Below are 11,009 nucleotides of genomic sequence, written 5' to 3' on the forward strand. Positions count from 1 at the left end.
CAGCAATTAAGGCCAAAATCATTAATTTAGGTACTTTATTTAAAAACACTCAACCGCCCGAGCAATAATTACGTTAAATTTCTAAAGCAGGAGCTATGAATAAGTTATTGAATTTTGACTGGACCCGGCAGGTTGTAAAGAGAAGACCTCAGAAAACCATATCCAGTCATTGGGAAATATCCCTTTGGAGTATATTTATTATGCTCCTCTGCTTCCCCCTTTTGCTGACGAGCCAGCAAATTACTATTTCGGAGGAAATTCCCGTTTTTAATGATGTTTCCTATGAAATAATCGGGGAGTTGGCGGGACAGACACTGCTCTTCCGGGATCGTACCACACATGTAGAGGTGCAAGGATTCAACAGGCAACTCCACCTGTCATGGGAAAAAGTATTGGAACTGGACAAAAGAAATCCCAAAACAATGGGAATAACGGCTTCAAAATTTGATTTCACCTTGTTTTACTATTTTAAAAACAAAGGAAAGACCATTCTCAAAGCACATAAATACGACCCTGCCGCCAACCTGCGGGATTCCGTGACCATCAAAGAGCTTTCAGCTTATGCTTTCACACCTGAATTTGAAATCATCCAGTCACAGGACAAGAGCAAGGTACTGATCTACTACCTGGAAAGACAGGAAGCATTCCAGATGTTGTGTTTTGATGTGGACAGCATGAAACTGATGTGGGAAAAAAGTTTTTCTCCTGAAAATTATTACAGGGAACAGCATTTTGCACAAATACTATTGAGCAATGACGGAAAAATGTTCATGGTACGCAGTAAGGACAATTTTTTTTCCAGGAGAAAGGATCATTATTACTTAGTTTATCATTATGACGGCTCTCAGGAGGAAGTATCAGAAATAAAAATTCCTTTGAAAGATATCCTGACTTATGATGTATGGTTTTCTGTGGATGACCTGAACAGACGACTGTTGGGAGGAGGTTTGTATTCCGATAAAAACAGGGAAAAAGCCATTGGTTATTTTTACCTTAATCTCGATCCTGAGACCCCTGAAAACTATCTGGTCCATTACGAGCCCTTTGACAATGAATTCATGGCCCGCTTTATGGACAAAAAACCCAAAAAGAATGTGGGTATAACCGAGGCGGAACTCAGAGAGAGTGTAATCAGAAGAGACGGAGGAATCCTTATGTTCGTGGAAAAAGTCAAAGAGTTTACACGTACCTCCTCAAATTATCCCAGGGCCAGCAGGATTCCTGATGGGGATTTTCGACAACCCAGCCGGGATATGTATTATGACAACATAATGGTCCTGTCGATCCACCCCTCAGGAAAGCTCCATTGGAAAACCATTTTGTACAAAAAACAGTATTCCCAAAATGATCAGGGTGCCTATTCTTCCTACTTTTCTTTTAAAACGGCAGAAAATATTAAATTGCTGTTTAATGACGAGATCAAACAGGAAAATACCATCAGTGAATACATTATAGACGGGTTGGGCCATGCTGACCGGAACAGTGTTATGAATACGGAAAATCTGGAATTGCGCCTTCGCTTCCGGGAGGGCCTGCAACTAGACAGCAAGCGCTTCCTCGTTCCCAGTGAACGCCGAAGCCGGCTTAAGCTGGTTCGTTTTGAATATTAGATACTTATTTCATAAAGTTTATCAACATGCGGGTAGTGATACAAAGAGTCAGCGAAGCCTCGGTGACTATCGAAGGGGAAATAAATGCCAACATCGAAAAAGGGTTGTTGGTCTTACTGGGAATTGAGGATACAGATACACAAGAAGATATCGAATGGCTGTGCAAAAAGATCAGCAACCTCCGGGTCTTTGATGATCCAAACGGGGTAATGAATCTTTCGATATTGGACATTGAGGGGGACATTATCGTCGTCAGCCAGTTCACTTTGCATGCCAGCACGAAAAAGGGCAACCGGCCGTCCTACATCCGGGCAGCCAAACCTGATTTTGCCATCCCGATGTACGAAAATTTCGTACAACAGCTTTCTGCCTCCACTGGAAAAACCATCCAAACAGGAGTATTTGGCGCCGACATGAAAGTTCGCCTGTTAAACGACGGCCCTGTAACGATCATCATCGATTCAAAGATCAAAGAATAATCAAACACATGACGATAAAAGAAGCACAGGATACCGTTGATCACTGGATAAAAACAATAGGGGTCCGGTATTACAACGAATTGACCAATATGGCCATTCTGACAGAAGAAGTGGGAGAGGTGGCCCGATTGATGTCCCGCCTTTATGGAGAGCAATCGTTCAAAACAGCAGAAATGGAGGTTAACGCCAAAGATCACCTGGGAGAAGAGATGGCAGATGTACTTTTTGTGTTGATATGCCTCGCCAATCAAACAGGTATTGACCTCACAGATGCCCTGCGCAAGAGCCTGGAAAAAAAAACCAGTCGTGATGCAGATCGGCATGCGAACAATAAAAAGTTACAGTAATTTTAAAGATCGAAGATCAACCCTTTATCCTTTAATTGCTGGTAGCGTTCCTCGTCAAAGCAATACAATTTCGCCGGGCGGTGAGCCACGTTCTGCTGGGTTTGATTGATATCCTTGAGCAATTTCATATTCAGGATTTTCTTCCGGAAATTGCGCTTATCCAGTTCAACCCCAAGTATTCGTTCGTACAAATTCTGCAGTTGTGAAAGGGTAAATTTTTCAGGCAGCAGGTTAAATCCTACAGGCTCTTCCCGAACGTGTTTGCGGAGACTTTTTAAAGATTCTTCCAGGATTTCATTATGATCAAATGCCAGGTCAGTGATATCGTCAATACTGTGCCAGTGGGCTTCATTATAAATATTTTGCCATTCTTTTTCCAGGTACCTTGAGGTGGTACTAATTTTATAATCACTGATTTTAACCAAAGAGTAATAAGCGATTGAAATAACCCTGCCCAACGGATGGCGATTTATTGTACCGAAGGTTTTGACCTGATCCAGGTACACATTTTCAAGGCCCGTCCTGTATTGCAAAATTCTGTCTGCCGCCTCATTGAGGCCTTCATCAATGTGTACCATATCCCCAATTAATGACCAAAGGCCAACATAAGGTTCCATGTTACACCTCATCAACAAGACTTTCAATTCATTTTCATCAAAGCCAAAAATCACGCAATCCACGGATATGGCTGCTTTGAAATAAGAATCGATAATTTTTAGATCAACATTAATATTCCCTGTGCTCACCGAATTATTAGTTGGTTTGAATGTAGGGTAAAGGTATAAAAAAAATGCTGCTATTGAGGGCATTCATTCCCTAAATAGCAGCATTTTAAAGTCAAAAAGAACAACTTAGTGTAAAAACTACTTTAATAGTTCATTTTTAGACTCCCATATTTCAACCGCACCTTGATGAAGGGAGCGTCAGTGTTTTTTCCCTGCATTCCTTTTACGGTGTAGGTGGTTGGGTTTTCCTCTTTAAAAGTAACAGACATTTGTTTGGGATAATTGACTTTCGCATAATCGGCAAATGCATCCAACTGGTAACGGATATCCGATTCGAGGGTTATTTTAAAATCAGAATTCTTGCCAATGATCTTTGCCTCTTTAAAGTTGGTTGAAAGTTTATTGATATTGGCATTGCAGTTATCAAGATCCAGGATGAGATATTTATTAATTTCATTAAAAACCACGTTGGAATAACTGGATTCCATAAAAACATCATCTGCGAAGCCAATTTCAACATTATCGAATTTACCATCATTATGGAACTCCGAGATGGTCCCTATGGAATAATTGTCATAACTTGTATTGGAAACAATGAGTTTGGCTTTCCCGATGTTGATCGTGGCCGATTTGCTGCCGATTTCCATATTATTGACAGAACCGATGTTGATAGAACCATTTTTGATCTGCAGGTTCATATTATTGACACTTCCGATGGAACCATTGCTGTTTCCGAGGGATGAATTGGAATTTCCTGAAAGGGCATCAATGATAAAATTGACGTACTTCAACGATAGGTCCACATTGCCTGAAACACTGCTCACATATACCTCTCCGTATTTGTTTTCCAGAGAAAGATTAGCCGACGCAGGCATAAAAACCTGGTAATTGATGGCATAATCCAACTGTCCTGAAGACCAGTCCCACCATTTGTTTTTCGTTTCTTCAATAATGGTGGTGGCACTTACGTCCGTACCGCCCGTTTTAAATTCCACGTTTACCCTGTTGAAAACCTTTTGTGCATCTGATTCATTACTTGCATTGACGATTATTTCCACCGTTATTTTGACCCTGTTTTTTTCCCATGTTCGGATATCAACCTGCCCGTATTTATTACTGACATGGATATTGCCGTGTGGCGTGATATTAAATTCTCTTTTTATTTCCTTTGTATATTCACGAAAATTTCCATCCGCCCACACCTCTAATGGCATCATTGCTAAAAGTACTCCGATTAGGAAAAACTTAAATGCTAATACTCTTGCGCTCATCTGTTTCTGTTTTTTCTTCTGTTTGATCATTTTGCATCCTCTCAAGCACCAAATCAAGGATTTGAATTTTTAATTGATAATTTTTAATAAGATTGTCAATAATTCTTTCTTCAGAACCTTTAGGGGCTTTGGCTAATTCCTGCTTCAACTCTTCGAGGAAAACATCTACCTGACCGAGATCATTTTCGATGGCAGCATCATGAGGCATGCTCGTCAGCTTTGCATATTTTTTCTGGAACTGTTGGGAATAAAAATCTTCCATTTCCTGTAATTCAGGATTTAAGGCGGCAACTTCTTTATGATCCGTGGATAAATAATTTCCGACCACTCCACCGGTCATCAGCAGGAACATTACTGAAGCGGCGACCCGTAAGTACATCCAGATTTTTCTTCGGCCAGATGACTTTTGTTTTGTGAGCTGACTGTCAATATCGGCCCAAACCTTCAGGGAAGGAATGGCGTCATCGAAATTTTCCCGATGTTGTATGATAAAATCTTCAAGACGATCCTGTGGCATTATAAATTGATTTTTATCTTTTTAGTTTAAATGTTTATGTTTTTTATTTGGGTAAAAGCTTGTTTTTTATTTAGCCTTCCATTTTTGTCGTTTTATTATATCCACGTCCTCAATCATTCAATAGGTCCCGCAACTTCTTTTTCGCTCTCGAAAACTGGGATTTGGAAGTAGCTTCAGAAATCTCGAGAATCTCGGAGATCTCTTTATGATCATATCCTTCCAACAGGTAAAGCGAAAAAACGATCCTGTAACCGTCCGGTAATTGCATCATTGCTTTTTTGACTTTTTCAATGCTTAATACAGGAAAATCGGAATTTTCCTCCTCCGGGGTTTCAATGCTCAATACATTGGTATTCATCTCAACAATAGACAACCGGCGGCGTTTTAGGAAATTGATACAGTTGTTAACTACAATTCTTTTGATCCAGGCACCTATAGAAGATTGATATCGGAAAGTATCCAACTTCATAAAGGCATCGACAAAAGAAGACTGGAGCACGTCTTCGGCATCCGTCTCGTTTCGTAACATCCGCAAGCAAATATTGAACATGGCCTTGGAATAAAGCCGATACAATTCAAACTGGGCCTTTCGCTGGCCACGTTTGCACTCTTCAATAAGCTCCCGGTGTGTGTTATTGTAGTCCAATCTTTTAAGAATAAAAAGAGTCAGGTGATTTCTAACACTATAGACAGATATAAGTAAAAAGGGTTGCAGCAGGAATAATTATAAAAATTAAAAATAAAAACACAAAATCACAAATAACTGATAAACAATCATTTACATTTATTATTGCTACATTTTTTTTAAAGATAAGTAAAAAAACAGCTACCCTCCGAATCGTTTTCTCAAAAAAGGATAACTAAATACACTGGCAATAATGATTAATCCTCCCAGATAAAAGCCCGGTGTAACCTCTTCACCATCCTTTAGGATCAGCCAGGCCAGTATGATGCCGTAAACAGGTTCAAGGTTTATAGTGAGATTGGAGGCAAAAGCAGATAAATGATGTAAAGCCCTCAAGGCAAGTACATAAGCGAAAGTAGTGCACAAAAGCGCCAAAACCAGCAAGTAAATCCAATCTGAGGGAGAAGGAATAAATTGAACGGGAGCAGCTCCGTTAAAAGTCATTACCAAAAGTACTATCCCCAGGAAAACCCAGGCACTACTCATCTCGATGAGGGTGATATTCATTTCACTGGCATGGGTGATGAGTTTTTTATTCAATATAGAAAAAAGTGAGGCAAAAAGGGCTGATGCCAGGCCGACCCAGATACCGGCCATCATGGAAAACTCAACATTATTGGCCACCAGGATCATGCCGGGAACGATAAAAACACCGAGCACAATTTCGTAAAAGCGCACCTTCCTGCCCAGGATTAAAGGTTCGAGCAAAGCAGTAAAAAAAGAAGTCGTAGCCATACAAACCAACGCGATGGACGCATTGGCCAGTTTTATGGAACCGTAAAAAGCCAGCCAATGCAGCCCTACAATTACCCCAATACCCGCATATTTCAGAAGCATATCTCTCCGCATTTTGAGCAGCGGAGCCCATTTGACCAGAAAAAGAAGGCTAATAGAAGTGATTAACACCCGCCACCAAACCAATGTCAGGGCGGATAATTGGATCAGGTCGCCCAGTATAGCGGTAAACCCAAAAAGGAATACGGCAATATGTAGATCCCTGTATGCTATTTTTTGTGGTGACAAGACTTTATATAGTTTTTTAATCCCCAAACCGGGTAGTCTCCACAAAGCTAATTCTTTCGATAGAAAAATTTATACTATCAAATATTAAGATCACTAAACAAAACAGGCTAAATATAGTTCCCTTTAAAACTCTGTGTGAAATCAGGAAAGCTTTTGTTTAAATATAATGTCCATTGGTAGATTTTTTTAAACCGCTCGTTTAATTCCTGTTTACTTTCGCACCGAATTTTCGTTTACCAATTGAAACCACCCATTACACCTTAAAATAATAATGCTTTAAAACCATGCTTAAAAAGATTTTAAACTCATTGATTTTATTCACCACGGTGATTTCCTTGCTTCCGGCACAGAACATTACCGTAAGTGGCTCCCTCTCCGAGCAGGCCACTGGAGAAACACTGATCGGGGCTTCTATTTATATTCCCGAAGTAGGGCTTGGAACGACTACCAATGAATATGGCTTTTATTCTATCTCCGTTCCCCGGGGCGATTCAATTTCAATACAATTCAGTTACATCGGTTTTCAACCCATATTGGTGCGAATTGCCTCTAATAAAGATCAAATCCTCAATATTGAACTCGGTTCGGGCGTCAACCTTGAGGAAATCGTGGTAAAAGCTAATTCTTACAAAGAGCAACTCTCCTCCACTGAAATGAGTGTAGAAACGATCACCACCAAGGAGGCCAAATTACTTCCCGTGCTGATGGGCGAGAGTGATATCCTGAAAACCATACAACTCAAACCGGGTATTCCTTCCGGGTCAGAAGGCACTACAGGACTGTTTGTAAGAGGGGGCAGCTCTGATCAAAACCTGATTGTTCTGGATGAAGCCATTGTCTACAATGCCAACCACCTGTTTGGCTTTTTCAGCACCTTTAACACCGATGCCGTAAAAGATCTTAAGATCTACAAAGGAGGGTTTCCATCTCAATATGGCGGCAGATTATCTTCCGTAATTGATGTCAAACTCAATGAAGGAAACAACAAAAAATTCTCGGGTACCGGTGGTATAGGACTCATCTCCTCAAGGCTAACCCTTGAAGGTCCTATCAAAGAAGGAAAATCCTCATTCATGGTTTCCGGCCGCCGCACCTACATTGACCTGATCACCAGCCAGATCAATAAAGCCAATGTGGACAATGAAAATTACAACCAGATTCCGGATTACTATTTTTATGATCTGAATACCAAAATCAATTTTCAGGTCAGTGAAAAGGACAAAATTTACTTAAGCGGTTATTTCGGTCGCGATGTTTTCGGATTTAACAGCGAGTTCTTCGACTTTAATTTTAACTGGGGCAACGCGACAGGGACTGCCCGGTGGAACCATGTTTTCAATCCGAAATTATTCGCCAATACCACCTTTACTTTTTCTGATTACCAATACAATATTACCAATAAAATAACCGGGTTTTCTTTTGATATCGGATCTAACATCAAAGATGCCAATTTCAAATCCGACTTTTATTATGCCGTCAATAACAAACACACCTTGCGCTTTGGCGGAGGAGTCACCTTCCATCTTTTTGGAGTAGGACGCCTGAAAGCGGGCAGCGATGATGGGGCGATTTCCTTCGAATCAGGAAAAGACTATGATGCGCTGGAAGGAGGGCTTTATATTTCCGACGACTGGGAGCTGGGGCCCACTACAAAAGTAAATATGGGATTACGCGTCAGTGGCTTCAACAATGACAGTACTTTTTACGGAGGCATTGAACCACGGATCGCTTTCCGTCAAAGCCTGAGCGACAGGATGGCTTTGAAAGCCAGTTATGCACGTATGAAACAATACGTTCACCTGGTGGCCAGTGCCGGAACGTCCCTGCCTACCGACGTTTGGTATCCTTCGACCGCAAATGTCAAACCTCAGAGTTCTGACCAGGTTGCTGTAGGACTTTCGTATTTATTAAACAAAGGCATTTTCTTTTCAGTGGAAGGTTATTACAAATGGTTGGGCAACCAGGTGGATTTCATCGATGGGGCGGATCTCTTTGCCAATGACAATCTCGAACAGGAATTTGCATTCGGAAAAGGACGCGGTTATGGCTTAGAGGTAAGCCTTGAAAAAAAAGAGGGCCGCCTTACCGGTTGGATTGGTTATACGCTGGCCCGCATAGAAAAAGGAGAATTCGAGACGCTTAAACCCAATGCCAGTTTTCAGCAGGATGGATATTTTTCTCCCATTTATGATCGTCGGCATGATCTTTCAGTCGTTGCCATCTATGATTTGAGTAAGCGACTTACCCTTTCAGCTACTTACGTCTACGGTTCCGGAGATCTCCGCTGGATGGCTCCGGGGAGGTTTTCTTTCCAGGATGTTTATGGATTACCCTTTCAGGCCGTTGTTCCTGACTATAAAGATCGTAATAACTATCGATTGCCTTACTACAGCCGCCTGGATCTTGGGCTGGTGATCAAATTTTTTCCAAAATGGGGAGAGAGCGATCTGAGTATCAATGTGGTTAATGCCCTGGACAGGAGAAATGCTTTTTTCATTTATCTCGAACCGGAATTCAGGGAAGTGGATACCGGGAATGGAAATGTCATCCAGATTCCGGAGAAAATTTCCGCTAAGCAGGTATCATTGTTTCCGGTACTGCCTTCCATTTCTTGGAACTTCAAGTTTTAATGAATAATCTCTTTGAACCATGATAAAAAATAATAAAATGAACTACTTTAAAATATTGGCTTTCACCTTTATAGCTTTTGCCATAGCATCTTGCGACCTTGAAAGAGAAGTTGAAATCGACCTACCTGATTACGAAGGCAGGCTTTTCCTGGAATGTTACCTGGAACCGGGGCAGCCCATGAATTTACTGCTCACCCGAACATCTCCCTATTTCGAAGCCTTCCCGACCAATACCATCGATTACCTGAATGGCATCCTGGAAGAGGACGCCACCGTTTCCATTTCCTATAACGGACAGGTTTATGCACTCGAAAACAACCTGACTTTCAACCCTTCAATACAAAAGATCTTCAATTACACTTCTGATGAAATTGTTCCTTTTGATTTTGAAAATGATTTTGATTTGCTGATCACGACGAAAGATGGAAAAACCATCACCGGGAAGACGAAAATAACGAAACCCATGACCATTGACAGTGTGGTGACCCAATTTGCTCAAAATGATACGCTCGCCCGCCTGCTGATCTATATGACAGACGATCCGACAAGGGACAATTATTTCCGAAGAGTACTTCACGAAGGCAGTCTGGACAGTATTCCAATCTGGAGTTTCCCGATTGATGACCGCGCCTCAGAAGGCACCATCATCTTCGGTTCGTTTTTTGATTATTCAGAAGGGGATACCATCATCAATACGATTTACAGTATTGAAGAAGACTATTTTGAATTTCTCCAAAGTATTGATTTCGCCAGCCAGTCAAATGGAAATCCTTTCGCCCAGCCCAGTCCGATCGTTTCAAATATCGGGGGCACGGCCAATGCGATCGGCATTTTTACCGGATTCACTTATGACAGGCGATATACGATCATTGAGCGATGACGGGGAAGGTTCAAAGGATAAAAAAAAAGCCGGAAGAATGAATCCTTCCGGCTTTTTTTATTGCTCCAGATTTGAAAGAATTAGTTTCCTTTCAATCCACCCAAATCAGGGTTAGGCAATACAACAGTTCTTCTGTTTGCAGCTCTTCCTTCACTGGTTGCGTTATCACCAACAGGAACACCGTCAGCTCTACCGGCTACAGAAATCTGAGAAGCAGCAACGCCTTTGTTCAACAAACGACGAGCAACAGAATTGGCACGCTGAATACTGAGATTCCAGTTATCGCTACCTGTATCAGCTTTAAATTTCTGGCTGTCAGTATGTCCTTCAATAACAATCTTAACAGCAGGATTAGCTTTCAAAGTTTCAGCCAAAGCATCAATAGCATCACGCTGATCTTTGTTCAGTCTTGCTGAACTGCTTCCGTAGTTTACAGGAGAATTTGTTACCACGTACAATCTGCCGTCTTTGTCTTCAAGAGAAAGTCCGCTGTTTGTATAAGCAGCAAACATACCGTTGATCTGAGCTTTGAGTTTGTCCAGCTCAGCCTGAGTCATATTCAGTTTCTCAGTCATTTGACCCATTTTGCTTGTTGCATCATTCAATTTAGCATCAAGGTCTGAAATCTTCCCGTTCAGGTCTGTTTTAGTTGACTGGAGATCTGCTGCGAGAGCATCTTTTTCTTCAGACAAAGATTTAACCTGCATTTGAGTTTCAGCTAATGCCTGGTCAGTAGCTTCTTTAGCAGCTGTAAGTTCATCATATTTCTTCTTAGAAACACAAGATGACAACAAACCGACCACTAATACAAAGACGAACAATTTGGATATAATACGCATGTT

At 41.3% G+C, this 11,009-nt stretch carries 11 protein-coding genes; 5 read left to right on the top strand and 6 right to left on the bottom strand.

Features of this window, described 5'->3' with window-relative positions; translation table 11 throughout:
• Positions 1-95: 95 nt before the first annotated feature.
• The 3 genes from H6571_13605 to H6571_13615 are packed head-to-tail and all read left to right on the top strand — an operon-like array spanning position 96 to position 2,436.
• Entirely contained in the window at positions 96-1,610 is a 1,515-nt protein-coding gene (locus H6571_13605) for a hypothetical protein (GenBank protein ID MCB9324769.1), read from the top strand.
• 26 nt (positions 1,611-1,636) lie between these two features.
• On the top strand, positions 1,637-2,089 hold the full coding sequence (locus H6571_13610; protein ID MCB9324770.1) for a D-tyrosyl-tRNA(Tyr) deacylase: 453 nt from the start codon (positions 1,637-1,639) through the stop codon (positions 2,087-2,089).
• Positions 2,090-2,097: 8 nt separating this feature from the next.
• Entirely contained in the window at positions 2,098-2,436 is a 339-nt protein-coding gene (locus H6571_13615) for a nucleotide pyrophosphohydrolase (protein MCB9324771.1), read from the top strand.
• A gap of 2 nt (positions 2,437-2,438) precedes the next feature.
• On the opposite strand, the gene H6571_13620 is transcribed toward H6571_13615, so the two are convergent.
• The 5 genes from H6571_13620 to H6571_13640 all read right to left on the bottom strand — a co-directional run bounded on the left by H6571_13620 (position 2,439) and on the right by H6571_13640 (position 6,657).
• Positions 2,439-3,245, bottom strand: coding sequence for an NUDIX hydrolase (locus tag H6571_13620; GenBank protein MCB9324772.1), 807 nt, complete (start codon positions 3,243-3,245; stop codon positions 2,439-2,441).
• Between the two features lie 59 nt (positions 3,246-3,304).
• Positions 3,305-4,432 (bottom strand): hypothetical protein, encoded by a 1,128-nt coding sequence (locus H6571_13625; protein ID MCB9324773.1) that lies wholly within the window; start codon positions 4,430-4,432, stop codon positions 3,305-3,307.
• Positions 4,407-4,949: a hypothetical protein gene (locus H6571_13630; GenBank protein ID MCB9324774.1), complete on the bottom strand. Its 543-nt coding sequence runs from the start codon at positions 4,947-4,949 to the stop codon at positions 4,407-4,409. Before H6571_13630 ends, H6571_13625 begins: the two co-directional genes overlap by 26 nt.
• A gap of 109 nt (positions 4,950-5,058) precedes the next feature.
• Positions 5,059-5,607 carry a sigma-70 family RNA polymerase sigma factor gene (locus H6571_13635; protein MCB9324775.1) on the bottom strand — a complete coding sequence of 183 codons (549 nt, stop codon included), beginning with the start codon at positions 5,605-5,607 and terminating at the stop codon, positions 5,059-5,061.
• 168 nt (positions 5,608-5,775) lie between these two features.
• Positions 5,776-6,657: a DMT family transporter gene (locus H6571_13640; protein ID MCB9324776.1), complete on the bottom strand. Its 882-nt coding sequence runs from the start codon at positions 6,655-6,657 to the stop codon at positions 5,776-5,778.
• A 284-nt stretch (positions 6,658-6,941) separates the two neighbouring features.
• Between H6571_13640 and H6571_13645 the strand changes: the two genes are divergently transcribed.
• Complete coding sequence (locus H6571_13645; GenBank protein ID MCB9324777.1) at positions 6,942-9,287, top strand: TonB-dependent receptor; 2,346 nt, start codon at positions 6,942-6,944, stop codon at positions 9,285-9,287.
• A gap of 37 nt (positions 9,288-9,324) precedes the next feature.
• Positions 9,325-10,167, top strand: a complete 843-nt coding sequence (locus H6571_13650) for a DUF4249 domain-containing protein (protein MCB9324778.1) — start codon at positions 9,325-9,327, stop codon at positions 10,165-10,167.
• A gap of 80 nt (positions 10,168-10,247) precedes the next feature.
• Here H6571_13650 and H6571_13655 read toward each other — a convergent pair whose 3' ends face one another.
• On the bottom strand, positions 10,248-11,006 hold the full coding sequence (locus H6571_13655; GenBank protein MCB9324779.1) for an OmpA family protein: 759 nt from the start codon (positions 11,004-11,006) through the stop codon (positions 10,248-10,250).
• Between the last annotated feature and the right edge of the window lie 3 nt (positions 11,007-11,009).

Source organism: Lewinellaceae bacterium (genome assembly GCA_020636105.1).
Classification (GTDB): Bacteria; Bacteroidota; Bacteroidia; order Chitinophagales; family Saprospiraceae; genus BCD1.